Below are 26,066 nucleotides of genomic sequence, written 5' to 3'. Positions count from 1 at the left end.
AATTTTTTAGCAATTAGCCATTTGTGCATTATTAATGGATATCTGCTGCGCAATTTTGCTTGCGATATCTCCAAAGATAACTTCCAAAAGCGGATTTTGGTTTAGCACTACCGGCTTACCATTGTCTCCAGCCTCTGCAATGCTCTGTATTATCGGAATTTCACCCAAAAATGGAACATCAAACCGCTCTGCTAAAATAGTTCCTCCGCCTTTTCCAAAAATATAATACTTGTTATCAGGCAATTCTGCTGGTGTAAAGTACGACATGTTTTCTACCACTCCTAAAATCGGGATATTAATTCCCGGCATACGGAACATGGCCAAACCTTTATGGGTATCAGCCAAGGCTACCTGTTGCGGAGTAGTCACTACAACTGCCCCAGAAATTGGGAAGCTTTGGGTAATGGTGATGTGAATATCGCCGGTGCCCGGTGGAAGATCGACAATTAGATAATCCAGTTCACCCCAATTAGTGTCGTTAAATAATTGTTTCACCGCGTTTGAAGCCATTGGCCCACGCCACGGCACTGGCTGACCAGGATCTGCAAAAAAGCCAAGCGATAACAACTTTATCCCGTACTTTTCAATCGGGATAATCTTAGTTTTTCCATCAGCTGTTTCTTCTGCACCAGGTTTAGCATCAACCAAATCAAACATGGTAGGTACCGAAGGACCATAAATATCTGCATCTATTAAACCTACTTTTGCACCATCCTTCGCCAGGGTTACTGCCAAATTGCTCGATACGGTAGATTTGCCCACACCACCTTTTCCAGATGAAACCAAAATGATGTTCTTAATGTTATCTAGTGAAGATGAATTTGTTGGTTGAGTTACCCTGGAAGTTACATTGATATTTACTTCAGCATCTGCAGATACAAAATGCTTAACTGCATTTGTACAGGCATTTTTCAGCATGTCCTTCATCGGACAAGCTGGCGTAGTAAGCTCTAATGTAAAGTTTACCTGGTTGTTATCTATATGTAAATCCTTAATCATGTTTAAGGTCACTAAATCTTTTTTAAGATCAGGATCCTCTACATTTTTTAAAGCATCTAAAACTTGTTGCGGGCTAATTGGCATCGTATTAATTTAAATTCAAAATTAACAAAACATAGCCATAAATACTTTTATTTAGGGTTTTAAACTGTAATTTTAACACGAAATAAACATTTAATTGTTACGTTTAAGCAATTAACCATTTTAACGACTATATGCGCATACCGAAAATTAAAATCCCTAAAAAATATTTAAAAATTGGAGCGTGGATTTTAGGTGTTTTTTTAATTGCTTTTCTTGCTATCGGGGCTTATGCTTATAGTAAAAGGGAGGCGCTTCTGAAAAAAATGGTGGCCAAAGCCATTGCAAAAGCGGATAAAGATTATGGTTTAGAGGTGAAAATTGGATCTGCAGGCTTTGCAGGGATGAGCACCGTAAAAATGACCAATATTTCGGTGGTCCCAAAAGATAGAGACACGCTTTCCAATATCGGTGAATTGAGTGTTGGCGTTAAGTTATTTCCATTGATTTTCGGAAACGTTAAGCTAGCTGAAGTAGAACTAAGCGATGGTTTTATAAATGTGGTATTTAAAGACTCAACCAGTAATATCGATTTCATCCTTAAAAGAAAGAAAAAAGATAGTACCGAGAATAAAGGGAAGGCCAACTTACCCGAAATTGCCAATAATTTATTGAACCAGGTTTTGTATAAAATTCCTGATGATATGGACATGAAAAATATGGTTTTCAAGTTCAATGATCATGATACGGCAAAATTGAGTTTTGCTACTACAGCCACAATAGATGATGGTGATTTAAAATCTACTATCAATGTAAATGAAGGTGAATCTACCTGGCACATTGACGGTTTGGTAAATCCTGGTAGTAAGCGCTTAAAATTTATGGCCTATGCTGATGGAAAAAAACTGGAATTGCCTTATTTGAATAATAAGCTCCATGCAAAGGTAAGTTTCGATACGCTTGAAACCGAGCTTAAAGATGCGGGATACAGTGGCGATGATTACAAAATATCGGGTTCGTGGTCGGTTAAAAATATGTTACTTAACCAGGCGAGGATAGCGAGTAACGATATTATTGTTCAAAGTGCAAAACTTGATGCTGATGTTTTAGTTGGGCCCAATTTTGTTGCTTTGGACAGTTCATCGACTGCTTATCTTAAAAATGCCCAAATTCATCCATACGTTAAATACACGTTGGGTAAAAACAAAATTTACGAGCTTAAAATAAATGCCGAAGAACAAGATGCGCAGGCGATTTTAGATGGTTTCCCTCAAGGTTTATTTGAATCTTTAGATGGTTTGAAAGTGGAAGGAAAAGTAAAATACAATCTTAATTTCTATCTGGATACTAAAGTGCCAGACAGTGTAAAATTCAGCTCTACCTTAACTCCAGTAAATTTCAAAATATTAAGATGGGGAAAAACCAATCTTCAAAAAATTAATGCTCCATTTATTTATACGCCATACGAGTATGGAAAACCGATGCGTGATATCACCATTGGCCCATCAAACCCAAATTTTACTCCATTAAGTGCAATTTCTAAAAATTTCATCAACGCGGTTTTAACTGCCGAAGATCCATCATTTTATACCCACAATGGTTTTGTGGAAGAATCGATCAGAAAATCGATTGCAGTAAATTACAAGGAGAAGAAATTTAAACGGGGCGGCAGCACGATCAGCATGCAGCTGGTTAAAAATATATATTTAAGTCGCCAGAAAACTTTAGCCCGCAAAGCGGAAGAAATATTAATTGTGTGGCTCATTGAACACAATCATTTAGTGAGCAAACAACGTATGCTGGAGGTATATTTTAATATTATGGAGCTTGGTCAAAACATCTATGGCATCGGCGAAGCATCGAGATATTATTTCGGAAAGCAGCCAGCAGATTTAACCATTGGCGATGGCTTGTTCCTGGCCAGTATTGTTCCAAAACCTAAGGCATCGATGTACAAGTTTATGGCCGATGGAAGCTTGAAACCTTATATGTTCAACTATTTCAGGTTTATGGGAAACATTATGGCGAGAAGAGGCTTAACTCCTGGAGATACGTCGGGTTATGGTTTTTATAATGTTCGTTTGCGTGAAGGTTTGCGCCGTTATCTTGCACCAGACACTGTAGAAATTGACACCAACGCTTTTGAAGATGATGAAGAGGGAATGCCGCCTGTAATGATGCAGGACAAAAACAAAAATTTATTCGACAGGATTTTTGGTGGCGGAAATAAAAAAGATACCGTAACCGCTAAACCAGCCGATACTACAAAAAGTAAAAAACAGCTCAGACAGGAACGGAGAGAACAACGGCGAAGGGAAAAAGAGCAGGAAGAAGGCGGGTAGTCAGTCGTCAGTTTGCGGTTTACAATTAATGTTTTATCTCTTTAGAATCAAATAATTGTATACCAAAGCCTATCAAACATTACAACATTTCAACGAATAATATAAATGCACAAAATTAAGGTAGACGATAAGGAATTCGAGATTTTTCTAGAGAACGACAACCTGAATAAAAGGATTCGCCTGCTGGGCATCCAGATTAATTTGGATTATGAAGGAAAATGTCCACTTTTTATTGGCGTGCTGAATGGAAGTTTTCTTTTTATGGCTGATTTGATTAAAGAGATTGATGTGCCTTGCGAAGTCGCTTTTATGCGTGTGGCTTCATATGAAGGAACATCTAGCAGCGGTAAGGTAAAAGAACTTATTGGCTTACCTGATGATATAGAAGGCAGAGACATCATTATTGTAGAAGACATTGTTGATACGGGATTAACGATTAACCACATCATTAAAACGTTAAAAGAGAAAAATCCGGCTTCGGTTAAAGTTAGTTCGCTCCTGGTAAAACCAAGCGCTTTGCAATACGATGTGGAAGAGTTAGCCTATGTTGGTTTTGAAATACCAAATGAATTTGTAGTTGGCTATGGCTTAGATTACAATGGCCTGGGCAGAAACTTAAACGATATTTACAGGGCGACTGAAGGATAATTTTTCGGACTGATTAATTTATTTTTCGCACCTTTGTGCAATAATTTTAACGTAATGACCATACACAAAGAAGGCTATACCACCATAGCAATAACTATTTTACTTATTTTCGTGATCAACGCTGTTGTGGATTATAAATATTACGACATGACCTGGTTGCGTTGGTTCATTTATATCTTCTCGGCGGCGTTATTCATCATTGTACTTCAGTTTTTCCGTAATCCCAGCCGCAGTTTTTCTGCCGGAGAAGACCTGGTAATTTGCCCTGCAGATGGTAAAGTAGTTGTAATTGAAGAAACAGAAGAAGGTGAATATTTTAAAGACAAGCGCTTACAGGTTTCTATATTTATGTCGCCGGTAAACGTTCACATCAACCGTAATCCAATTTCTGGTGTAGTTAAATTTTTCAAATATCACCCTGGAAAATATTTAGCAGCCTGGAACCCGAAATCATCTACTGAAAATGAGCGTACCACTACTGTAGTTGAACATGCAAATGGAACGCCTGTATTGTTCCGCCAAATTGCAGGTGCTTTAGCCCGTAGAATTGTATGGTATGTTAAAGAAGGAGATCAGGTAAAACAAACCGAACAGTTCGGGTTTATTAAATTCGGCTCAAGAGTAGACGTTTTTTTACCTGTTGGAACAAAAGTAAACGTAGAGCTTAATCAGGTGGTAAAAGGAGGAATTACTACTCTGGCAACTTTAAGTTAAGCACCATGATACCGCATTAAAAAGCCGATTTGGGATTTCCAAATTGGCTTTTCTTTTAACCAGATGTTTTATTTGGATTTCAGTGCTTAATCAATTGCATCATTTCCAACTTCCTTTTCATGATCATTATTAATCGGTCTGTCGCTAATTAAGCGTTGCGTAGGATAGGCAAAATCAGATTTATTTCGCATCACGATATCCATAATTTCAAGATTTATTTCCTGCCTGATTCTTAAAAATTCATTAAAATCAAGGTTGGTAATGAAATAGTTAATTTCAATATTTAAAGCTGAATCACCAAAGCTTTTAAAAGATGCATGTACATCAACCGTTCCTGGCCTTTGGTTGATATATGCCTCAATTTCTGATATAATATTTTTAACAGATTCTGCCGTTGTTTCGTAAGTTAATCCAATTATAAAATTCACCTTTCTTGAATCACGTAACGAAAGGTTTTCCAAAACGCCATCAATCATACCGCGGTTAGGGATAGTGGCCATCGTTTTTTCGGCCGTACGAATTCTGGTGCTTCTAAAGCCCACTTTCTCTATAGTACCTTCAACACCATCAACCTTAACCAAATCGCCAACTACAAAAGGCTTATCTAAAAAGATGGTAAAAGAACCAATCAAATTTTCCAAACTCTCCTTAGCAGCCAGCGCAATAGCAATACCACCAATACCTAAACCGGTAATCAGTGTTAATACATTCACCTCGAAAACAAAGCCAAGCAAAGTAAAAAAGCCGATAAAAATCACCAGCGTTTTAAAAAGTTCCTTAAGAAACGGAACCAATTGATCATCCGATTTATTATGGGTTAATGAGGCTTTAAATAATAAAACATGACTGATGAAATCGATAATCCTCAGGATGATCCAGAACACTGACAGGATAATCATGAAGAGGAATATCCTGTCTACACAATCGCCAATGCTTACCGGAATAGCTTCTTTCGTTTTGCCTACCAATTTGCTGTAATGGAAAATGGCCACCTCTAGTGGGTGTTTAAGCTGATTAATGGAAAGATAAAGTGTAGCGAGCAGGATGAAGGTTTCGATCGGCTTCACCAGCAGGGAAACAAAAGCTGCATCGTGCGATTGCTGAGAGAAACTTCTGAACAATCTAAACAAAAGTTTGCTCAACAGTTTGGAAAATATGCGCTTGAAAATCAAACCGAACAAAAGTATTCCGCCGAAAAGGCAATATGCTTTTACGGTATTGCCCCAAAGAACCTGTTCGAAAAATGCAGAATCTAACATATAGGTAAAGGTATAAACAAAAAAACCTCCACGAAATTAATCGTGAAGGCTATATCTTTTAATAAAGAATATTATTTTCTCAAAGATTTGATACGAGCAGCTTTACCAGTTAAAGCACGTAAGTAGAATAATTTCGCTCTACGAACTTTACCATAGCTATTTACTTCTATCTTCTCGATGTTTGGAGAATTAACAGGGAAAATACGCTCAACACCAATACTGTTACTAATTTTACGAACTGTGAAAGTTTCGTTAGCACCTGCACTGTTGCGTTGAATTACAACACCTTGGTAAATTTGAATACGTTCTTTATTACCTTCGCGAATTTTATAGTGTACGCTCACTGTATCGCCAGACTTGAACGCAGGAAAATCTTTTTTCGCGATGGCCTGCTCTTCAACAAATTTTACTAAATCCATGATTTTAAGCTATTAAATCGATATTTCAACCCGTGAAATTCGGATTGCAATATTAGGGATTTTTTTTCAATTATAAAAACTAATTTTATTTTTTCCACAATCTTTTAGAAATCCACATTGTTACGCGTTAAATGCTTCTATTCCAAAAGATCAGGCCGACGGGTTTTAGTACGCTCCAATGCCTGTTCATGCCTCCATTCATTCACTTTTGCTTCATGTCCGCTCAATAAAACATCAGGCACTTTATGGCCTCTCCAATCAGCCGGCCGGGTGTAAACAGGTGCATCCAGCAGCTCTCCCTGAAAGCTATCAGAAAGGGCAGAAGTTTCATCATTCAAAACACCGGGAATTAGCCGCACAACGGCATCAACTACAATCGCCGCAGGCAATTCTCCCCCGCTTAGTACGTAATCGCCTACGGAGATCTCACGGGTAACAAAAATATCGCGAATCCGTTGATCTATTCCCTTATAGTGGCCACACAGAATAATGATGTTTTTTTTAATGGAAAGTTCGTTGGCTGTGCTTTGATTTAGCGTAACTCCATCCGGACTCATGAAAATGATCTCGTCATATTCCCGTTCTGCCTGAAGCTTTTCGATACAGGCCGCAAAGGGTTCAATACTCATTACCATCCCGCTTCCTCCACCGTACTGATAGTCATCTACACTCTTTTGTTTGTTAGTTGCATAATCACGAAGATTATGAACCACAATTTCCGCAATACCTTTTTTTTGAGCACGCTGCAAAATGGAATGTGCAAAAGGGCTTTCTAACAAAGCCGGAAGAACCGTTATAATATCAAAACGCATGGAGCAAAGGTAAGAATAGTTTGGCGTTTGGTGATAAGCATTGTGTTCAATGGCTTAACAGAAATACATCGCCAGTAGCACAATCAGCATTTTCTATAAAAATTCTGCTAATCGCAATTTATAGTCTGCTATTTCAACAAAACTAATCCAGGTAATATTTTGGAGAAAGAGAGAATCAAATCGTCCATTGATCGTGAATTACTGCTACCAGATAATAGGCTTGCTCGTGCTTTTTGAAAACGAAACGAAGGCTATTCCAATCAAGCCCTTTATATTTCTCGTTATTTCCTTTAAAATAGTATTCCGTAAAATGGAGCTGCGGGTAACTTTCCTTTAAATTATTGATCGTATTGCCTTGGCCGATAAACTCGTCATAGCTTTTCCGATCTGCATTTAAATAGTCTGCATTGTAAACAAACCTTTCAATATAAGGCTTAACCTTCATCTTTATTGCCTCGCCACTACCATCAAAGTGGCCCCAGGTGAGTGTCCAGTTTTTATCGATGGCTTCTAAAAAATCTTTGGCTAAAACATGTTTGTGTGTAGGATCGATGAACCCATAAGGAGAAAAACGAACGCCATCAATGGGGTGAAAGTATGACGCAAATGCCTGGTAGTTCTTTTCTTTTAAAGCTTTGAGTGCTTTAACAGCAACGACATTGATAGAATCTTGCTGGAATTTTTGCTTGATAACTTCCGCCCCTGCTGACTTATTTTCAGGTTTTTTGGTTTCATTACAACTCGCTAAAAGCAGCAATGCCACAAAAGAAATGAATAAACGTCTCATGATTGTTAAACGAAAAACTCACAAGAAAGGTTTATCAGAGAGAGATTAATTCTCCAGATAAATATCAAGTAAGCCTTCCGGCAAATCCAGGGTCAAAATCTTTTCCTCATCGTCTATCTCCACAATGAAATCTTCATTGAGCGGAAAAAGAATTTCAGTTTGCTGGTATAAAACGGTGGCAATAAATTGTTGTGGGTATTCATTTACCTCGAGGATTTCACCAAGCTCACCAAGGCTTTTGTCAACTGCAGTAAAACCCTTTAGGTCTGTATAGAAGAATTCGTTCTCATCACGTTCTGGCATGAGGTTTAATGGCAGATATAACTTTTTCTTTAACAATGGTTGCGCCTTATCGATATGATCAACGTCATCGAAATTAAAGTAACCCGTTTTATTTGCCTGTAGCTTCGCATCGGCCACGAAGTAAGGCACGAGTTTTCCATTCATATCCGCAAACATCACATCAAATGCGAGCTGCTCGTATTCATCAAATTCAAAAAAGATTTGAACTTCTCCTTTTAAACCCCTCGTTTTTGTAACGTAACCTACGTAAAATGCTTCTTCGTGTTTCATATCACCCCAAACCCCTAAAGGGGCTTCTAAATGCTATCGTCACCCTGAATTTATTTCAGGGTCTTTAATGCTAGACAGATGCTGATCCAGAACGTTCGGGACGGCATGACGATTGTGTTAAAAATCTCTTTATATAAAAATAGCGTTCCGAAACTCGAAACGCTATTTCTTTGAACAAAACAATTAAAATTATTCTGCTCCTTCTTCTTTAGTAGCTTCTGCTGCAGGAGCTTCTTCAGTTGCCTCAGCAGCTGGAGTTTCTTCTTCAACAACTTCTTCTGCAACTGGTGCATTTTTAGCTGCGATTGCTGCTGCTCTGTCTTCTTTTTTCTTAGCTTCTGCCGCTAATGCTGCTTTACGCACATCTGCTTTAGAAGTAGCTAAACCTTCTGTTTTACCAGAGATTTTACCAGCTTTAGCATCAACCCAAGCAGTGAATTTTTCGTCAGCTTGTTCTTGTGTTAAAGCACCTTTTTTAACACCACCTTCTAAGTGTTTTTTGTATAAAACGCCTTTGTAAGATAGAATAGCACGAGCTGTATCAGTTGGTTGTGCACCACTGTTAACCCAAGCTAAAGTTTTTTCGAAGTTAATTTCGATAGTAGCAGGATTGGTATTTGGGTTGTAAGAACCTAAACGCTCAATAAATTTACCATCACGTGGAGAGCGAGAATCTGCTACCACAACGTGGAAAAAAGGTTTTCCTTTTTTACCGAATCTTTGCAATCTGATTTTAGTTGCCATTTCTTTTCGTATTTATGTATTCAACATAGTTCCCGGAGCTACATGCTGCGGGGCTGCAAAGATAAGTAATGAATTGATACTTTGCAAATTGAAAAAGGATTAATGAACAAGGAGTAAAGTCTTGAAGATAATAGGTGGCTTAAAAATAGGATTTGATCTTTTATCCTTGCTCCTTCATCCTTGTTCATTTATCTTTACCTTTATGAAAATAGCCATTGATATGGATGAGGTAATTGCCGATCCGATTAAGAAATTTATTCAGCTTTACAACCGCGATTATAATGTTCCATTGGATTTGAAAATTGATGCCGGCAATGAAATTTATCACCATGTGCCGAAAGACGTGGAACGAAAATGGTTTGAATACATCAACGAACCTGGTTTTTTCCGCGACCTGGAAGTTATTCCAGATAGCCAAAGGGTACTTAAAGCGTTGCAAGAAAAGTACGATGTATTTATTGTTTCTGCCGCAATGGAATTTCCAAATTGCTTAAAAGATAAATACGATTGGCTAACAGAACATTTCCCTTTCATTGACTGGCAACACATTATTTTTTGTGGACAAAAAATTGTGAGTACCGATATTATGATTGACGATAGGATTAAAAACTTTGTGAATTTTCCTGGTAGGCCGTTGTTATTTACTTCGCCACATAATTTATTAGTTACTGAATACGAACGCGTAAATACCTGGGAAGAAGTTGCGGGCTTATTACTTTAATAAGTTAAACCGTCATCACTACCAAAGCACAGCGAAGCGGAGAGATCTTTCTCCACTCTTTTTAAAGATTTCTCCACTGCGTTCGAATGAAGAAAGCCCAAAAAACCATATAAGAAATTTAAGAAAACATAAGACAATTGAGCTTATATGAAATCTTAAATGCCTTATATGGTCAATTCTACCGTAATGCTATTTTAAAAATTAAACTCCCCAACAAGGTTGCCATTTCGATTATCGGCGGCCATTGGTAGCACAATTACTTTTCTTTGCTGCTTGCCTGTGGCATAACGGGTGTAAATCTCCGCGGTTACGGTTGTAGGTCCGCTGATGTTGATCTGCCTATCGCCATAATAATTCACTTCTATTTTATATTTCCCTTTTATAGCCTTTTTGATCATAAACTGCTCTGGGCCATATCCTGATGTAAAATCGTTACTAATTCTGCCGCCAATTTTTGTCCGGTTGTTTCCGTAATAACCCTTTTCTCCAGTCGGATCTGTTAACCACAAATCTATATCGGTATCATTTTTATTCCAATTTAATACGACACGAACATCAACTGGCAACGCCGAAATTAAACGCTTGTCTATTTTTCTAATATTTAATTTATCTCCGTGTTTGCTGATTAGGTTATTGATTTCCGAAATGATTATTTCTTCAATGCCCTGGTCGCGATCGGCTATTTGTGAATTATAACTTTGCGTTAAAACTTTGTACAAATTATCCAAAGCCATCTGATATTGACCAGCATCCGCCAAAGCCAATGCGTAATCGCGGTAACTTTGTGCATCCATCGGGCGCCATTGCAAAACCTTACTGGTAATAAAAATTTCTTCCTGATAATTGCCGGTTTGCTTCAATTTGTAGGCAAGGGTTTTATATAAATCAGCATTTTCCAGATCCAGATCGGCAATGCTGCTTAAAATTGTTAAAGCCCTAACGCTGTCTTTTTGCTGGTAAAACCAATTGGCCACATCGAAATAAAACATAGGTGTAGTGATGTAATCTGGGCGCATTTTCAAATAAGATTGATAAGCGCTATCTGGTTTGCCAATCAATTTTTTCATGTAATCTTTATCACTTTTAAATTCTGGGATAACGATTGCAGGCTGTGTTTCTACAACCCTACTTGTACTGTTCGTTACATTTACCCCAGCAACCCGGCCTTGTAAAGAGGAGCTTGCAGTTGTCTGAGATCTGACTATTGTGGTTGCACTCGCCGTTTCCATTCGCTTAGCTTGTGCCGCATTACCAACAACCATTATTTCTTGTAAAGCCTGACGATCATCTGCCTTTGCTTCCCGCTGTGCTACAACCGGAGGCGGCGGCATTCTTACCGCATCAACTCTTGGTGGCGCTGCTTGAGTAGCTTGTGGTCTCGATCTCTGTGCATCTCCAACTTGAGTAGCAACAACTACAGGTGGAGCTGGCGCACCTCGAACTATTCTGTTTTCTGGTGTTGGATATTGCTCCTTTTGTTTTGCCGGTTCTTTGTAATAGAAATCGGTATTCCACCAGGCCTTTAAATCTTTTGTCATCACTACCGCAGCGTTTAACAAATTTGTTTTACGTTCCTGAATATCCATTCTACGTTGTTTTAAAACGGCATCGTAAGCCTGACGCAATTCTGCTGGGGGTGCAATATCATAACGCAAATAATCATCTAAATTTTCCAACACAATTAAGCTGGTGTTTCGTGTTACAATACCAAACTGTTTGCTTAATAACCCGATATCTTCTTTGTTTGCATCGTACTGAATATCCATTTCGGCAATTTTCTTTTGTGCCCAAACCCTGCTAACATCTATGCTGCTCAGGGCGTGTTCAGTTGCATTTAAACGAACTGCTTGCTCTGCTACCACTGTATTTCCATAGCCAAATTGCAATACAAATTCGGTATTCAAACCGTTCAAAATTCCGGCTACAGATAAATGCCCGTTTACATTTACATGCATTGATGGATAGGTTTGACGAATATCCGTTGCGTTTTTAATTCCTAAAAACTGCAGATTTTCCTGACCTAATTGTTTAAATGCATCTGTTACAGTTGTTGCATTCAGATTAATAAATTGCCCGCCGGTTTTTAAACTAATGTATTTTAAAGTGCTGTAGTCTGCTTTCAAAGCACTATTGATACCATGAACAGGTTTATTTAATGCAACAGTATTTTTCCCGAAAGTTGATAAGCCGTCGGTGAAAAGAAGATATTCCTCAGCAGGAAGCAATCTCGAGTTTACTGCGCTGAAGTTTGTGCCGCCATCATAAACCAGGCTTTCGAGTTTTGCCTTTAAGGCAGACCAGTTACCATCCACAATTACATATGAGCCTTCCTTTTTAAATTCGTTATTCAGCAAGCCCAATTGAACTGTCAAATTTTGTTTTTGGGCGATGATTAAACCTAAAAGCTCAATCTCTTTTTTAGTATCCCGCTGTAATCCGCTCAAAGAAACATCCCAAATCAAACCAATTTGATTTGCCCATTTCCTCGGCCTGCTTTCAATTTTTGGAAAAACGTTCACCAAGAAATAATATCCATTTGAAGCTTTTTGCATTTGCACTTCAGGCAAATCATTTCGTTTTGGAAGGTTAATGGTTAAGCCGTTTTTAGGTAGATAGTTTGTTTTTTTAATTTCGCCAACATAAGTATTGCCATTTGCCTGCATGTCGAAATTGCCATCTGGCTGTTCGCTTAATTCTGGTTTGAGCACACTTTCAAAAACTGTGGTTTTAAGAGAAAAATCTTCAATCTTTTCATTATAATCGAGAGGTAGATGATATTTGAGTGAGGCTCCTTTGTTAAAACTCAGCTCTTCCTCATAACCTACGATGATTGTTCTACTTCCGTTAGCTGGCAATGGGTAAATTCTGGTACGGAAGTTATTTCCTTCTACTTTCTCTAACAAACCAGGATCTACACGTCTCCGCTCAATACTCTCGAAAACCTCCGTTGCCTTTGCTTTTTCAACCGGAACAGCTTCACGCATTTTGCCATTAATATCTAATGCGTAGCGGCTCACCGTAATGCCTTCAGGCATTGGAAAAGTAAGTTCTCCCTCTAATATTCTGTTGGTATTATTATGGAAAGTCATTGTCATTACCGTGGTGGCAATGTTTCCCGTAATCTGGACATCGATATTAAGTTTGCTCATTTTTACCGCCGATTTTTCAGCATCGCTATTGGATTGCTGAACCTTTAAAACAGGCATTTGTGCTTTTACAAAAATGGCAATGAAGAATAGAGGGACGATGAGTAGTTGTTTAGATATTTGCATGACTTTGATTTTTAATAGTGATGCAGAATATTTCGCTATTACATAAATTTATTTTTTCGACCCCAGGCCGGCGCTCCGAAAATAGGAGCAGAAACCCGCTGGAAATAAACCAGATTGAGCATAAATACTTTTAATTTTTCAATTAAAAGATTGAAGTGAAAGCGGGACTGCAGCAACCAAAAGGATACAGGCGATGCTTTTCCAGAAAAATGTAACAATTAAATAAAATTTGCTTCTAATTATAAAAACTGAAACTATGTTATTAACCACAACGCCTTCGGTTGAGGGCAGAAAAATTGTAAAATATGTTGGTCTGGTTACTGGAGAGACCATTATCGGTGCAAATATTTTTAAAGATTTATTTGCCGGGATAACAGATATTGTAGGTGGCAGATCGAGCTCTTACGAACGTGTTTTGAGAGAAGGAAAAGATACTGCTTTAAATGAAATGCAGCAATATGCAGCTGCTTTAGGGGCAAATGCAATAGTTGGAATTGATTTGGATTATGAAACGGTGGGTAGCGGCGGTAGCATGCTGATGGTTAGCGCTAATGGTACCGCAGTTATTTTAGAGGATTAAAATATTGCTTAAGGCGAAAACTAAGCAAAAAAAGAAAGTCTTTCCGGTGCGGGAAAGACTTTTCTATTTTATTCAAAATCTTTAGAAAGATAAAATATCAATCAATTTTAGCCATTTAGAGCTTACTTTTTCTGCATCGATGTGCTTAATGGCATGATCGAAAGGGGTAAAGGTAATTTCCCGGTTAACCTGACCGGCCATTACGCGGTTTTCACCATTAATTAAACCTTCTACCGCAGCAACCCCCAACTGACTCGCCAATACGCGATCCATACAGGTGGGTTTTCCGCCACGTTGAATGTGCCCTAAAACAGAAACTTTGGTATCATAATGCGGGTATTTTTCCTGCAGAATTTCACCTACTTTAAATGCGCCTCCGGTATCATCGCCTTCTGCAACAATGATAATTTTCGATGCCTTATCTTTTCTGCTATGCTCTAATTTATGTAAAATGTCATCAGCGTTCATGTTCGCTTCAGGTATCATTATCGCTTCAGCACCTACACCAATACCGCTTCGCAAAGCAATCAGACCAGAATCGCGGCCCATTACTTCAACAATAAAAAGTCTGTCGTGAGATTCTGCAGTGTCTCTAATTTTGTCAACCGCATCAATAACGGTGTTAATCGCAGAATCATAACCAATGGTAAAATCGGTACCAGCAAGATCGTTATCTATTGTTCCTGGCAGGCCAATGATCGGAAAATCGAACTCCTGTGCAAAAATATTTGCTCCCGTAAAGGTTCCATCTCCACCAATCACAATCAGGGCATCTATATTTTTTTCTTTTAAATTATTGTAGGCAATCTGTCGGCCTTCTTTGGTTCTAAAAGCCTCACTTCTGGCGGTTTTTAAAATCGTTCCGCCACGCTGAATGATGTTCGCAACAGATTTCCGCTCCATGGCGATGAAATCATTGTTAATTAAACCTTCGTAGCCACGGATGAAGCCAGTTACTTGAATATCATAATAAATTGAGGCCCTAACTACGGCCCTAATGGCAGCGTTCATGCCTGGCGAATCTCCGCCAGAGGTTAAAACGCCAATGTTCTTTATCTTTTTCATTTAATTATTTCTTTCCATTGAAAATATCCAAGGCACTCTGCAAATATAGCGCATATTCTTTTGCATCGAATATTGCGCCTTGAGGTGCCACAAGGGTTTTCAAATCATGACCAGCCAATACATAAAATGGCTGAGAATTGGAGTTGTAGGTAGTTGCCTGAAAATCTGCATTCCAGGCGCCTAAATCTTTAGTTTGTTTACGAAGGATTTCTGAATAATGCACCTGATTAGCTGGCACTTCTATTGATCGCTCATCAACATAAAGCTGAATAAGAACAAATTCTTCTCTAATCAATCGGCCAACTTCCGGATCAATCCATACCTGATCTTCCATTCTCCTGCAGTTTACACAAGCATGGCCAGTAAAATCAATTAATAAAGGTTTTTTAACTTCTTTAGCATAAGCAAGTCCTTCATTTAAGTCGAAAAACGCATTAAAGCCACGGGGTGGGTGTAATTTCTCAGCGTATTTCACTTTGGCAGGAAAACCTGTAGGCGGCGTTGAAGCTTGAACATTTCCTCCTAAAACAAAATCCTGAGTATTCATTGGCGGGGCTAAACCGCTTAATGTGCTTACCGGAGCACCCCATAATCCAGGTAAAATATATACTGCAAATGAAAAGGAAAGAATAGCTAAAAACAACCTAGGTACAGAAACATAAGGTAAATCACTGTCATGTGAAAATTTGATTTTCCCTAAAAGATATATTCCCATCAACACGAAAATCACAATCCAAAGGCAAAGAAAAACTTCTCTGTCGAACCATTCCCAATGCCATACCAAATCTGCAGCTGATAAAAATTTAAGTGCTAAAGCCAATTCAAGAAAGCCTAAACATACTTTTACGCTGTTCAACCATCCGCCAGATTTAGGCATGCTGTTTAAAAAGCCCGGAAAAATAGCAGATAAAGTAAAAGGCAGAGCCAGGGCAAGGGCGAAACCGAACATGCCTACTGCCGGACCAAGCACATTACCTTTTGAACTCGCTTCTACCAACAAGGTTCCAATTATTGGCCCTGTACACGAAAATGAAACTAAAGCTAAAGACGCCGCCATAAAAAATATGCCTCCTAAACCTTTACTGGTATCTGCTTTCTGATCGATCTTGTTTACAAAAGAACTAGGCAAGGTAATTTCGAAAGCGCCAAAGAAAGAAATGGCGAATACAACCAGTAAAATAAAGAAAGCAAAATTGAACCAGCCACTACTGCTTAATTCATTTAGCTTACTTGAACCGAAAAGAACGGTAATGAGTAAGCCAAATACCACATAAATAACAATGATCGAAATTCCATAGATAATGGCCTGCCCGATGCCTTTTTTTCTACTGCCCGCCTTTTTAGTAAAATAACTAATTGTTAGTGGTACCATTGGGAAGATGCAGGGCATTAAAAAAGCTAGAAAGCCACCGAAAAGACCTTTAATAAAGGTTTGCCAAAGGGTTAATTTCTCGGCTCCATCAGTTGAAGATGAAGGCTTCTCGACGTTATTTTGGCTAACTGGTTTATCTTTTTTAACGGTATCCGCAACAATTTTATTTGCTGCGCTATCTTTTGCAGAGCCTACCTCTGTAAAAACGATATCGTCGGGTGGAGCAGTGCTCGTAGTATCTTGTGTTACAGCAGCGTAACTTTTAACAGCAGGTAACGCCAGAAACGTTAATGCTATTAATAAAAATAAAAAAACCTTTTTCATTTGTGTGTTTTGTGTTTGAGGCGTGAAATTAAGAATAATTTCATAAAGACATCCTGCTAATGCCGAATGGACCTCAGATTTTACTTTAAAAAGAAACAGTCCCGAAAAATTCGGGACTGCTAGGTAATACTTTTAATATCAATTATTTAACCGGGATACTAAACTCAACTTCTTCCGGCGGCAAGCATTGTCTATCGTTACAAACCATAAACTCTACTTTACCTTTTACAGTTGTTGCGGCTTTATTCAATTTAACTTTTTGCGTGAAGATTACCGATTTTTCAAAGTAACTTACATTCATTTTAAATGTGTCTTCGTATTTCGTAATGGCTTTTGGCTCAGCAGTTTTACCCACTAATGAAAAATCTTTCGAGGGTGAGAAGGCAAAAGTTGTTTTTACCGGACCTCCGTCTTTAACATTTTGAGAGTAAATGTGCCATCTATCATCAATTGTTGCTTTTAAATATAAAACAGCTTCAGTTTTACTAACTTTTTTTGCTGCATAAGACCAGGTAACTGGCTTTTCGATTTGAGCAAATGCCGCAACAACAGTAAACAATACCATTGATAACGCCAGAGTGATTTTTTTCATTGTGTGTTTATTTTGTGTGTGTAAATTCAATTTGTTTAAAGTTAAAAGATTTTTGATGATTACCTATCTTCATCATTAATCGCCCCTCATCTTCAACTCCTATAATCTCACCTTCAAAAACCCGTCCATCTTCTTTATAATATGCCAGTTTATTTATGGCGTATAACTTTTTGAGGTATTGACTTTTAAGGCTTTCAAATTTTCCTGATTTCAAAACTAGGTAGTATTTCTCCATAAAGACGAATAATTTCTCGATAATTACTTCCAGCTGAAACTCTTTTTGTAAAATCTGAATGACAGAGGTGGCACGATGCACTATCTCATTAGGAAAATCTGTTTGATTGATATTTAAACCAATGCCAATAACGGATGATTTTATGATTGTACCTGTCAGTGAGTTTTCTATTAAAACGCCACCTAGTTTCTTATCTAAATAGTACATATCATTTGGCCATTTAATACTTATTCCGCTTGCGATAAAATATGATAAAGTTTCACTAATGGCCAAACTAACCGCCATATTGAGATAAAACTGTTTATCGAGAGGCAAGAATGAGGGTTTAAGATAGATACTCAAACTGATGTTTTTACCCACCTGCGTTTGCCAAACGCTATTCTGTTGCCCTCTACCAGCGAATTGATTATCTGCCATAATTACAGTTCCTTCGGGTAATGGCTCGGATTTTGACACCAGTTCTTTCAAAAAGTTATTCGTAGAATCAACCTCTTTTAATTTGATTAAATTTTGACCAACAAATAGTGTCGAAAAAGTGTTATTTTGCAAGGGTTGAATTTATAATATTGTAATTCCAAAATTAAAGCATTTTAATGGTAAAAAAGAAAATAGTAGCCCTTTCTACATACCTTTCTGAGTTGGCCGTTCATGGCATTCAAGAGAAAAAAGGAGAAGATATAGTGCGGTTAGATCTAAAAAATATTCATACATCTGTAGCAGATTATTTTATAATAACGAGTGCAAATTCCAGTACTCAGGTGAAAGCAATTGCCGATAGTGTAGAAAAAGAAATCTATAAAGCGACTCAAACCGACCCAAGACATAAGGAAGGTTTCGAATCGGCAGATTGGATTATTCTTGATTATTTTGATGTGGTTGTGCACATTTTTAAAACTGAAAAACGCCATTTTTATGGCATAGAAGAATTGTGGGGAGATGCTGAGAGTACAAATTACAAAAGCGCATAACCTCTAGAACCATTTTGAACAAGACAAATGAACGATAATCAAAATACAAACGAAAACAAAAAACCGGGAAAGAGAATTCCTAATATCCCGAAAAAACCGCAAAAAGGACCAAAGTTTAATATTTTCTGGGTTTATGCTGCAATTATTGTTGCTATCATAGCTGCTCAGGTTTTATTCTCTGGAGATGGCGGTAAGAAAGTTGATTATCCAGAATTCGAAAGCAAAATGCTTTTGACTGGAGACGTTGAAAAATTGGTCGCTTATAAAAGCGAAGATTTAGTTAAAGTGGAGGTTTATATTAAAAAATCTGCTTTAGATAAACCAGAATACGAGAAATATAAAAGCACAAGCAAGTTTTCTACTGCCAATAGTGGCCCAATTGTATACTTTAATGCTGGTACAATGGATGGCTTGGATAAGCAGTTGGCAGAGTCGCAAAAAAACCTTCCTGCTGATCAACCCAGAATTTTGGCTGAAAAAGATAGCCGTAGTAATCCATTCTTAGGTTTGTTAGTGAACATTGGTTTGCCATTGCTTTTATTAATCGGTTTCTGGATTTTTATGATGCGCAGAATGGGCGGTGGTGGCGCAGGTGGCGGTCAAATTTTCAGCATCGGTAAATCAAAAGCAACACTTTTTGATAAAGAAAGTCAGGTTAACATTACGTTTAATGATGTTGCGGGCTTAGAAGAAGCAAAACAAGAGGTAATGGAGATTGTAGATTTCCTTAAAAACCCTAAAAAATATACCAACCTTGGAGGTAAAATTCCAAAAGGTGCATTGCTTGTAGGTTCGCCAGGTACGGGTAAAACTTTGTTGGCTAAAGCTGTTGCTGGTGAAGCACAAGTTCCATTCTTCTCTTTATCAGGTTCTGATTTTGTGGAGATGTTTGTAGGGGTAGGTGCATCACGTGTGAGGGATTTGTTTAAGCAAGCAAAAGATAAAGCGCCATGTATCATCTTTATTGATGAGGTGGATGCAATTGGTCGTGCTCGTGGAAAGAACAGCGTAATGGGTGGAAACGATGAGCGTGAAAACACATTAAACCAATTATTGGTAGAAATGGATGGTTTCGGAACAGATTCAGGCATTATCATTTTAGCGGCAACAAACCGTCCTGATGTGTTGGATTCTGCTTTATTACGTCCCGGTCGTTTCGATAGACAAATTTCTATTGATAAACCAGATTTAGTAGGCCGTGAGCATATTTTTAATGTTCACTTAAAACCTATTAAAACAGCTCAGGAAGTTGATGCGAAAAAACTATCTGCTCAAACCCCAGGCTTTGCAGGTGCAGAAATTGCCAATGTTTGTAACGAAGCAGCATTAATCGCAGCACGTAGAAACAAAGAGCAGGTTGATATGCAAGATTTCCAGGATGCAATTGACCGTGTAATTGGTGGTTTAGAAAAGAAAAACAAAATCATTTCGCCAGAAGAAAAACGAATCGTTGCTTATCATGAAGCTGGTCACGCTATTGCAGGTTGGTTTTTGGAACACGCAGATCCATTGGTTAAAGTTTCTATTGTTCCACGTGGTGTTGCAGCCTTGGGTTATGCCCAATACTTACCAAAAGAACAGTTTTTATATACAACGGAGCAGTTAATCGACGGAATGTGTATGACGATGGGCGGACGTGTAGCTGAAGACATTACTTTCGGTAAAATTTCGACCGGTGCCCAGAATGATTTGGAGCGAATTACCAAACTTTCTTATGCCATGGTGAGTATTTATGGTATGAACGAAGCGGTAGGTAATGTTTCTTTTCATGATCCGCAGAACGAATACAATTTTAACAAGCCATATTCTGAAAAAACATCTGAATTAATTGATGTTGAAGTTCGTAAACTGATTGGCGATGTGTACATCAAAACCAAACAACTGTTGTTAGATAAACAAGATGGTTTAGAAAAATTAGCTCAAAAATTATTGGAAAAAGAAATTTTATTCCAGGCAGATTTAGAGGAAATTTTAGGCAAACGTCCTTTTGATACCAGAACTACATACGATGAATTCGTAAATGGAACGGGCGATCAAACTCCGGCAGCAGAAGGATTGCTTCACGATGGCGTTAGCGATACAGATATTAACAAAGAAGTATCTGGTTTAAATCCCTCTTCTGAGAAAGAGTAAATAGATATGCTCCATTGCATATAAACACAATTATACATAAGTTTGAAACCTTGAACCTTAAAAGTTCAGGGTTTCATTTGTTTAGATACATTGATTAACAAATCAAATACAAGACACCGAACTTGTTTCGCATCTTAACAAAAGCAAGTACAAAAAAATGAAGGATAACACCACCGCTAAAGAACAAATACTAAAAAAGATAAGGAAAGCGCTTTTAGAGAAGCGAGAAAATCCATATCCTAATGCGGAGGAAAGTCCTCTTTACAAAAAAAATACGCAAGAACTTGAGGTACTATTTGCCGAGCAGTTGACGGCTATTTCCGGAAATTTTATCTTTTGTGAAGATGGCATCGATTTTTTTGAAAACATGCTTCAATTGGCAGATAAGTTTAAATGGCGCAAAATTTACTGCTGGGAACCTGAACTTCAGGAGTTTCTGGCTAAATACGAATTTCCTTTTTACCAAACAGATAAAGATTTTGAACAAGCTGAAGTGGGCATCACCTTGTGCGAAGCAGTGGTTGCCAGAAACGGAAGCGTAATGGTTACCAACCAAAGTGCAGCCGGCAGAAGGTTAAGTATTTTCCCGCATCACCACATCGTAATTGCCAGAACGAGTCAGCTGGTTTTAGATTTGAAAGATGCCTTTCAGTTGCTTAAAAACAAATACGGAAATCAAATTCCATCGATGATCAGCAACATTACCGGACCAAGCAGAACGGCGGATATTGAGAAAACACTGGTACTAGGTGCGCATGGGCCGAAGGAATTGTTTGTGTTTCTAATTGACGATTTTAGTTAAAAAATTTCTATTTCTTATTTATTAACCATATTTTTATACTACATACCGTTTTAGTATGCGGTATTATAATTATGAGCAAAGTAATAAATACGGTTATCGCCGGCACTGGAAGTTATATTCCTGAAAATATTATATCTGGTAACGAATTCCTAAATTCAACATTTTTTGAGAATGGGAATCGACTAGAAAAGGAGAATTCCGAAATTATACACAAGTTTTCTGAAATAACCGAAATTGTAGAAAGACGGTATGCTTGTCCGGAACAATTGAGTAACCATATTGGCGCCAAAGCAGCTGAAAAAGCAATCGAAGATGCTGGTATTGATAAAGAAACGTTAGATTATATCATCTTCTGTCATAATTTTGGAGACATCCCCTTGGGAAGTAATCGTACAGATATTTTACCTTCACTGGCCGCAAAAGTTAAGCAGCAGTTGGGCATTTTAAATCCCGATTGCGTGGCTTATGACATTATTTTTGGTTGTCCAGGCTGGGTTCAGGGTTCAATCCAGGCAGATTACTACATTAAGAGTGGTGATGCTAAAAGGGTGATGGTGATTGGAGCCGAAACCTTAAGCCGAATTATTGATCCGCATGATCGTGATAGCATGATATTTTCTGATGGAGCAGGTGCAGTAATTTATGAGGCAAAAGAAGAAGAGTCGGAGCAGAAAGGGATTTTAGCCCACAAAACTGAAACCCATGCGGTAAATTATGGAAATTTACTCATTATGGGTAAAGGTTCACACCCTGAAGAAACCAGTGGCAACTATTACCTTAAAATGAATGGGCGTAAGCTCTATGAGTTTGCCGTGGTACAAGTGCCTCAGGTAATTAAAAAAGCACTCGATAAGGCCGAACTAAGTGTAGAAGATGTTAATATCGTTTTTGTTCACCAGGCTAATGGTAAAATGGATACGGCAATTATGAAACGATTATTTAAGCTCTACGGTAAAGATACTGTTCCAGAAAATCTGGTACCGATGACGATCTCCTGGCTGGGTAATAGTTCGGTTGCAACAGTACCAACTTTGTTAGATCTGGTATTGAAAGAGCAAGTGAAAGGTTACAAAGTTAAGCCTGGTGATGTGGCCGTTTTTGCTTCAGTTGGCGCTGGAATGCACATCAACGCCTTTGTTTACCGTTTCTAATTAAGTCTTTTCAAACCCGCTTTAGCCTGGCTTTCAATACTGCTTTCATATTCATGGTTTTTCATGGAAATGGCATTATTGAAAGCCTCTTTTGCTTTCGAGTTATTCTTACGTTTTTCATAAACTTTGCCCATTTGCAAAGCAGCATTTGCAGCAAAATAATATTTTGAATTTTTACCCAGGTTGATTGTGGCCTGATAAGCATTTAAGGCATCTTCATCTTTTCCTAAATCATCATAAATTCTTCCCAAACGGTAATTAAATTCTGTTTTATCCTTCTCTGAAGAAAAATCCGCAGTTTTTTTGTCGCCTAAAATTTGTAATGCCCTGGCTAAGTAGCCACCATCAAATAACAACCTTGCTTTTAACAAATCGATGGGCGGTTGTGGAGATGACGCTTCATTTTTTGCTTGCTTATCTTTCTCATTATAGGTGTAACCATTGTTAATAGCTTTAGTCACAAACGCGGAGTAACCATTTTTGTCACCTTTTAATAACGCAATCCAGCCCAAATGTAAATAGGTATCTTTAATATAATTTACGCCCTTATTGCTGCTTAAAAAGCGATTGAAATAGGTAGCTGCAGATAGATCTAGCTTATTTAAGTGTGCTAAACCTTCTAAATAATCCAAATAGGGAAAGGGTTGGTAAAGCGAGCCCTCCGGTTTTTTTGCGAGAATGGCAATCGCTTCATCATTGTGTGCGTTTTTGATGCAAACATAGCTTCGTAAATAGCTTTTTAATAGGCTTGTATCCGCTATCCGATCCGTATATTTCATTGTCTTTGAATAGGCCGAACTGCTATGGGCAACATCAGTTAATACATAAGCATAGTAAAAAACCACTTCTTCATAAAACGGTTCATAAGATGACTTTGGCAAATTATCAGCAAGCTTTTCGAACATATTTAAGCCGGTTTGAAGATTTCCTTTTATTCCAAAAGTCGATAAAGTACTTTTGAGTGCGCCATCGGGAAGATTTCCCAGAACAGCATTAATTAAGCCTAAACCTTTCATGTTCAGGTGGAAGTTGGGGAACTTTTTGCTATTATCCTGAAGCAATCCATTGGCCTTTTTAATTTCCATGGCGGCGTTGAAATACTCCCCAAAGCGACCGCGAATTAAAGCCCATTGTAAATTGATTTCAGCCTGTGCGTATAAATAGTACGGAGAGTTTTTATCATCATCACTTATCTGATCCAACCGTGATGATTTATTTCCTTTTAAACGATCGAAATCTGCTTTGCTTTCGGATGTTAAAATGGTAAAATAATCAATATAGTTTTCCAAAAGGGGAATGATGGAATTATTTGGATGTTGCTTTTTTTCTGTAGAGATATAAGCTCTTGCATTGCCCAGCTTAAGTTCAAATATACTTTTGTAGGCATTTAAGCAATTCGCATTAAAATCAAAATTGGCGAAGAGCGAAAGTGGAAAAACCAGTAAAGTTGATAGGGTAAGTAAGCGCAAAAATTTAATCATTTGGGATAGTCTTGTTTTATTGCACAGCAAAGGAATTTCAATTGAAAACAAATATTTAAGTTAACGCATAAATATCATTCTTGTTTTGTGTAGAAACAAAAAACGTCCTGATTTTCATCAAGACGTTCTTAAAATTTTTTTGAAGAAGAATTAAGCTTCTGCCACTTCGTGAGTTAAAGCCTCATCAACCAAAATACGACCACAGTGCTCGCAAACGATAATTTTTTTTCGCTGACGAATATCTAATTGACGTTGAGGTGGAATCTGGTTAAAACAACCTGAACAAGAATCACGATCGATAGTTACAACAGCTAAACCGTTAATAGCGTTTTTGCGCAAACGTTTATAAGCGATCAATAATCTCTCATCAATAGTTGGCTCTGCTTTATCAGCTTTCTTTTGCAAATCTTGCTCTTCCTTTTCAGTTTCAGCAGTAATTACATCTAACTCGCCTTTTTTAATATCTAAATCTTTCTTTCTACCTTCTAATTCAGCTTTAGCAGCTTCATAGATTTCGGTTTTAGAAGTGATTTCGAAACCATGCTCTTTAATTTTCTTTTCAGAAACCTGAATGTCTAATCCCTGAATCTCAATTTCTTTAGTTAAAGCATCGTATTCACGGTTGTTTTTAACTTCTTTTAATTGAGTATCGTATCTTTTGATTGCTGCCTGAGCATCTTTGATTGTATTTTTACGGTTTACGATCGAATCCTCAAGATCATCAAGTTCACCTTTAATTTTTGAAATTCTAGTTTCTAATCCTAAAACATCGTCTTCTAAATCGGCAACTTCCATTGGTAACTCACCACGTACCTGGCGAATTTTATCAATTTTGGTGTGGATATTTTGTAATTCGTATAAAGCCTTTAGCTTTTGTTCTACGGTTTGTTCCATTAAAACAAGTAATTTATGGGGTTTGTATTTTGCTCCGTTAAACGGATTGCAAAGTTAGTAAATTTTTTCTGAATAATTTCAAGCAATAAATTAGATGTAAATTGTTCAGTTTCAAAGTGTCCGATGTCGGCAATGATGATTTTTTCTTCCGCATCGAAAAACTCGTGATACTTAAAATCTGCGGTAATAAAAGCATCTGCTCCTGCGGCAATTGCATCTTTCAATAAAAAACTACCAGAACCTCCACAAACGGCTACTTTTTTTATCCTTTTTGCAATCACGCCCGTATGCCTTACCACCTTGGCCTGCATTCTATCTTTTACCAGGTGTAAAAAATCATAAGCATCCATATCATATTCCAGCCAGCCCATCATGCCCGATCCAACCAGTTGATGCTTATTTTCCAATTTATAAATATCATAAGCTACTTCTTCATAAGGATGGTTTTCGAACAAGGCCACTAAAATTTTCCGTTCTGCCTGGGTAGGATAAACCATTTCAATCCGTACTTCAGATTCTCTATGCCGAACACCTTTTTCACCAACAAAAGGATCAGAATCTTCATTGCCTTTAAAAGTACCAAAACCTTCAGCATTGAAACTACACTCGCTATAGTTGCCAATATTGCCTGCGCCAGCATAAAACAAAGCCGAACGTAACTGCTCTGCTTGCGCCTGAGGACAATAAGTAACCAGCTTTTTCAATAAGCCTGGTTTTGGAACCAATACTTTTGTACCCGTTAAACCCAACCTTTCGCAGATTTTGGCATTTACGCCAGTATGAACACTATCCAGATTAGTATGTATGGCGTACAAAGCGATGTTGTTTTTTATGGCTTTCAGCACTACGCGTTCTACATAGTTTTTACCATTGAGTTTTTTTAATCCTTTAAAAACAATGGGGTGATGCGTGATAATGAGGTTACAGCCAGTAGAAATGGCTTCATCAACAACTGATTCAATACAATCTAAAGCAACCAACGCCGCCCTGATTTCCATTTTCGGATCGCCAACAATTAAACCGGAATTGTCATAGTCTTCCTGATAATTCAATGGCGCAATGTTTTCCAGATAATTTGTTAATTCTGATAATCTCATGGTATAAAGATATATATTTTGAGGTTTTTGTCTGAGGAGAATTATCATAAAAACCACTTTT

General features: G+C 37.8%; 24 protein-coding genes. 9 read left to right on the top strand and 15 right to left on the bottom strand.

Going from position 1 to position 26,066, the window contains the following annotated elements; translation table 11 throughout:
• Positions 1–6: 6 nt before the first annotated feature.
• Positions 7–1,083, bottom strand: coding sequence for an Mrp/NBP35 family ATP-binding protein (locus ACZZZC_RS02025; protein ID WP_463486460.1), 1,077 nt, complete (start codon positions 1,081–1,083; stop codon positions 7–9).
• A 131-nt stretch (positions 1,084–1,214) separates the two neighbouring features.
• Between ACZZZC_RS02025 and ACZZZC_RS02020 the strand changes: the two genes are divergently transcribed.
• The 3 genes from ACZZZC_RS02020 (at position 1,215) to ACZZZC_RS02010 (ending at position 4,724) form a co-directional block, all read left to right on the top strand.
• Complete coding sequence (locus ACZZZC_RS02020) at positions 1,215–3,362, top strand: transglycosylase domain-containing protein (protein WP_463486459.1); 2,148 nt, start codon at positions 1,215–1,217, stop codon at positions 3,360–3,362.
• 105 nt (positions 3,363–3,467) lie between these two features.
• Positions 3,468–4,010, top strand: coding sequence for a hypoxanthine phosphoribosyltransferase (hpt, locus tag ACZZZC_RS02015; protein ID WP_056850553.1), 543 nt, complete (start codon positions 3,468–3,470; stop codon positions 4,008–4,010).
• 54 nt (positions 4,011–4,064) lie between these two features.
• Positions 4,065–4,724: a phosphatidylserine decarboxylase family protein gene (locus ACZZZC_RS02010; protein WP_463484584.1), complete on the top strand. Its 660-nt coding sequence runs from the start codon at positions 4,065–4,067 to the stop codon at positions 4,722–4,724.
• 86 nt (positions 4,725–4,810) lie between these two features.
• On the opposite strand, the gene ACZZZC_RS02005 is transcribed toward ACZZZC_RS02010, so the two are convergent.
• The 6 genes from ACZZZC_RS02005 to ACZZZC_RS01980 form a co-directional block, all read right to left on the bottom strand.
• Entirely contained in the window at positions 4,811–5,983 is a 1,173-nt protein-coding gene (locus tag ACZZZC_RS02005; protein ID WP_463484583.1) for a mechanosensitive ion channel family protein, read from the bottom strand.
• A gap of 71 nt (positions 5,984–6,054) precedes the next feature.
• Positions 6,055–6,402 (bottom strand): 50S ribosomal protein L19, encoded by a 348-nt coding sequence (gene rplS, locus ACZZZC_RS02000; protein ID WP_056850556.1) that lies wholly within the window; start codon positions 6,400–6,402, stop codon positions 6,055–6,057.
• Positions 6,403–6,539: 137 nt separating this feature from the next.
• Positions 6,540–7,214, bottom strand: coding sequence for a tRNA (guanosine(37)-N1)-methyltransferase TrmD (gene trmD / locus ACZZZC_RS01995; protein WP_056850557.1), 675 nt, complete (start codon positions 7,212–7,214; stop codon positions 6,540–6,542).
• Positions 7,215–7,389: 175 nt separating this feature from the next.
• A complete protein-coding gene (locus ACZZZC_RS01990) occupies positions 7,390–8,001 on the bottom strand; it encodes a hypothetical protein (protein ID WP_463484582.1) in 612 nt (203 codons plus the stop codon).
• Positions 8,002–8,046: 45 nt separating this feature from the next.
• A complete protein-coding gene (gene rimM / locus ACZZZC_RS01985; protein ID WP_265797163.1) occupies positions 8,047–8,574 on the bottom strand; it encodes a ribosome maturation factor RimM in 528 nt (175 codons plus the stop codon).
• Between the two features lie 189 nt (positions 8,575–8,763).
• Positions 8,764–9,318 (bottom strand): 30S ribosomal protein S16, encoded by a 555-nt coding sequence (locus ACZZZC_RS01980; RefSeq protein ID WP_056850560.1) that lies wholly within the window; start codon positions 9,316–9,318, stop codon positions 8,764–8,766.
• A 202-nt stretch (positions 9,319–9,520) separates the two neighbouring features.
• On the opposite strand from ACZZZC_RS01980, the gene ACZZZC_RS01975 reads away from it, so the two are divergent.
• Positions 9,521–10,039, top strand: coding sequence for a 5' nucleotidase, NT5C type (locus ACZZZC_RS01975; protein ID WP_463484580.1), 519 nt, complete (start codon positions 9,521–9,523; stop codon positions 10,037–10,039).
• A gap of 194 nt (positions 10,040–10,233) precedes the next feature.
• Here the strand turns inward: ACZZZC_RS01975 and ACZZZC_RS01970 are convergent, their stop codons facing one another.
• Positions 10,234–13,311, bottom strand: a complete 3,078-nt coding sequence (locus tag ACZZZC_RS01970) for a VIT domain-containing protein (RefSeq protein WP_463484579.1) — start codon at positions 13,309–13,311, stop codon at positions 10,234–10,236.
• A gap of 256 nt (positions 13,312–13,567) precedes the next feature.
• Between ACZZZC_RS01970 and ACZZZC_RS01965 the strand changes: the two genes are divergently transcribed.
• A complete protein-coding gene (locus ACZZZC_RS01965; RefSeq protein WP_265797167.1) occupies positions 13,568–13,891 on the top strand; it encodes a heavy metal-binding domain-containing protein in 324 nt (107 codons plus the stop codon).
• Between the two features lie 81 nt (positions 13,892–13,972).
• Here the strand turns inward: ACZZZC_RS01965 and pfkA are convergent, their stop codons facing one another.
• The 4 genes from pfkA to ACZZZC_RS01945 all read right to left on the bottom strand — a co-directional run bounded on the left by pfkA (position 13,973) and on the right by ACZZZC_RS01945 (position 18,028).
• Positions 13,973–14,956 (bottom strand): 6-phosphofructokinase, encoded by a 984-nt coding sequence (gene pfkA, locus ACZZZC_RS01960; protein ID WP_463484578.1) that lies wholly within the window; start codon positions 14,954–14,956, stop codon positions 13,973–13,975.
• Between the two features lie 4 nt (positions 14,957–14,960).
• A complete protein-coding gene (locus ACZZZC_RS01955) occupies positions 14,961–16,652 on the bottom strand; it encodes a protein-disulfide reductase DsbD family protein (protein WP_463486458.1) in 1,692 nt (563 codons plus the stop codon).
• 142 nt (positions 16,653–16,794) lie between these two features.
• The gene (locus tag ACZZZC_RS01950) at positions 16,795–17,244 is read right to left on the bottom strand and encodes a protein-disulfide reductase DsbD domain-containing protein (RefSeq protein ID WP_463484576.1); all 450 of its coding nucleotides are present in this window, start codon (positions 17,242–17,244) and stop codon (positions 16,795–16,797) included.
• A gap of 7 nt (positions 17,245–17,251) precedes the next feature.
• Positions 17,252–18,028, bottom strand: coding sequence for a biotin--[acetyl-CoA-carboxylase] ligase (locus tag ACZZZC_RS01945; protein ID WP_463484575.1), 777 nt, complete (start codon positions 18,026–18,028; stop codon positions 17,252–17,254).
• Positions 18,029–18,072: 44 nt separating this feature from the next.
• Here ACZZZC_RS01945 and rsfS point away from each other — a divergent pair, with 44 nt between their 5' ends.
• The 4 genes from rsfS to ACZZZC_RS01925 all read left to right on the top strand — a co-directional run bounded on the left by rsfS (position 18,073) and on the right by ACZZZC_RS01925 (position 22,533).
• Positions 18,073–18,447, top strand: coding sequence for a ribosome silencing factor (rsfS, locus tag ACZZZC_RS01940; RefSeq protein WP_056850566.1), 375 nt, complete (start codon positions 18,073–18,075; stop codon positions 18,445–18,447).
• A 27-nt stretch (positions 18,448–18,474) separates the two neighbouring features.
• A complete protein-coding gene (ftsH, locus tag ACZZZC_RS01935) occupies positions 18,475–20,580 on the top strand; it encodes an ATP-dependent zinc metalloprotease FtsH (RefSeq protein WP_056850567.1) in 2,106 nt (701 codons plus the stop codon).
• A gap of 157 nt (positions 20,581–20,737) precedes the next feature.
• Complete coding sequence (locus tag ACZZZC_RS01930) at positions 20,738–21,382, top strand: LutC/YkgG family protein (RefSeq protein ID WP_463486457.1); 645 nt, start codon at positions 20,738–20,740, stop codon at positions 21,380–21,382.
• 71 nt (positions 21,383–21,453) lie between these two features.
• The gene (locus ACZZZC_RS01925) at positions 21,454–22,533 is read left to right on the top strand and encodes a 3-oxoacyl-ACP synthase III family protein (protein ID WP_463484574.1); all 1,080 of its coding nucleotides are present in this window, start codon (positions 21,454–21,456) and stop codon (positions 22,531–22,533) included.
• Here the strand turns inward: ACZZZC_RS01925 and ACZZZC_RS01920 are convergent.
• From ACZZZC_RS01920 to ACZZZC_RS01910, 3 genes are all read right to left on the bottom strand, one after another.
• Positions 22,530–24,014, bottom strand: coding sequence for a tetratricopeptide repeat protein (locus ACZZZC_RS01920; protein ID WP_463486456.1), 1,485 nt, complete (start codon positions 24,012–24,014; stop codon positions 22,530–22,532). The two genes, ACZZZC_RS01925 and ACZZZC_RS01920, sit on opposite strands and share 4 nt — an antisense overlap.
• A gap of 150 nt (positions 24,015–24,164) precedes the next feature.
• Positions 24,165–24,908, bottom strand: a complete 744-nt coding sequence (locus ACZZZC_RS01915; RefSeq protein WP_056850571.1) for a zinc ribbon domain-containing protein — start codon at positions 24,906–24,908, stop codon at positions 24,165–24,167.
• Positions 24,908–26,005 carry a Nif3-like dinuclear metal center hexameric protein gene (locus ACZZZC_RS01910; RefSeq protein WP_463486455.1) on the bottom strand — a complete coding sequence of 366 codons (1,098 nt, stop codon included), beginning with the start codon at positions 26,003–26,005 and terminating at the stop codon, positions 24,908–24,910. Before ACZZZC_RS01910 ends, ACZZZC_RS01915 begins: the two co-directional genes overlap by 1 nt.
• Positions 26,006–26,066: the final 61 nt, after the last annotated feature.

Source organism: Pedobacter sp. AC212, from assembly GCF_979258625.1.
This window is presented reverse-complemented; position numbering and strand designations above follow the sequence as displayed.

Coding starts and splice junctions, on each gene's coding strand:
- rsfS (WP_056850566.1), top strand. CDS start 18,073: ATGGTAAAAAAGAAAATAGTAGCCCTTTCTACATACCTTTCTGAGTTG.
- ACZZZC_RS01990 (WP_463484582.1), bottom strand. CDS start 8,001: ATGAGACGTTTATTCATTTCTTTTGTGGCATTGCTGCTTTTAGCGAGT.
- ACZZZC_RS01930 (WP_463486457.1), top strand. CDS start 20,738: ATGAAGGATAACACCACCGCTAAAGAACAAATACTAAAAAAGATAAGG.
- ACZZZC_RS01980 (WP_056850560.1), bottom strand. CDS start 9,318: ATGGCAACTAAAATCAGATTGCAAAGATTCGGTAAAAAAGGAAAACCT.
- ACZZZC_RS01920 (WP_463486456.1), bottom strand. CDS start 24,014: ATGATTAAATTTTTGCGCTTACTTACCCTATCAACTTTACTGGTTTTT.
- ftsH (WP_056850567.1), top strand. CDS start 18,475: ATGAACGATAATCAAAATACAAACGAAAACAAAAAACCGGGAAAGAGA.
- rimM (WP_265797163.1), bottom strand. CDS start 8,574: ATGAAACACGAAGAAGCATTTTACGTAGGTTACGTTACAAAAACGAGG.
- pfkA (WP_463484578.1), bottom strand. CDS start 14,956: ATGAAAAAGATAAAGAACATTGGCGTTTTAACCTCTGGCGGAGATTCG.
- ACZZZC_RS02010 (WP_463484584.1), top strand. CDS start 4,065: ATGACCATACACAAAGAAGGCTATACCACCATAGCAATAACTATTTTA.
- rplS (WP_056850556.1), bottom strand. CDS start 6,402: ATGGATTTAGTAAAATTTGTTGAAGAGCAGGCCATCGCGAAAAAAGAT.
- ACZZZC_RS01955 (WP_463486458.1), bottom strand. CDS start 16,652: ATGAAAAAGGTTTTTTTATTTTTATTAATAGCATTAACGTTTCTGGCG.
- ACZZZC_RS02020 (WP_463486459.1), top strand. CDS start 1,215: ATGCGCATACCGAAAATTAAAATCCCTAAAAAATATTTAAAAATTGGA.
- ACZZZC_RS01950 (WP_463484576.1), bottom strand. CDS start 17,244: ATGAAAAAAATCACTCTGGCGTTATCAATGGTATTGTTTACTGTTGTT.
- ACZZZC_RS01965 (WP_265797167.1), top strand. CDS start 13,568: ATGTTATTAACCACAACGCCTTCGGTTGAGGGCAGAAAAATTGTAAAA.
- ACZZZC_RS01975 (WP_463484580.1), top strand. CDS start 9,521: ATGAAAATAGCCATTGATATGGATGAGGTAATTGCCGATCCGATTAAG.
- ACZZZC_RS01915 (WP_056850571.1), bottom strand. CDS start 24,908: ATGGAACAAACCGTAGAACAAAAGCTAAAGGCTTTATACGAATTACAA.
- ACZZZC_RS01970 (WP_463484579.1), bottom strand. CDS start 13,311: ATGCAAATATCTAAACAACTACTCATCGTCCCTCTATTCTTCATTGCC.
- ACZZZC_RS02005 (WP_463484583.1), bottom strand. CDS start 5,983: ATGTTAGATTCTGCATTTTTCGAACAGGTTCTTTGGGGCAATACCGTA.
- trmD (WP_056850557.1), bottom strand. CDS start 7,214: ATGCGTTTTGATATTATAACGGTTCTTCCGGCTTTGTTAGAAAGCCCT.
- ACZZZC_RS02025 (WP_463486460.1), bottom strand. CDS start 1,083: ATGCCAATTAGCCCGCAACAAGTTTTAGATGCTTTAAAAAATGTAGAG.
- ACZZZC_RS01910 (WP_463486455.1), bottom strand. CDS start 26,005: ATGAGATTATCAGAATTAACAAATTATCTGGAAAACATTGCGCCATTG.
- hpt (WP_056850553.1), top strand. CDS start 3,468: ATGCACAAAATTAAGGTAGACGATAAGGAATTCGAGATTTTTCTAGAG.
- ACZZZC_RS01925 (WP_463484574.1), top strand. CDS start 21,454: ATGAGCAAAGTAATAAATACGGTTATCGCCGGCACTGGAAGTTATATT.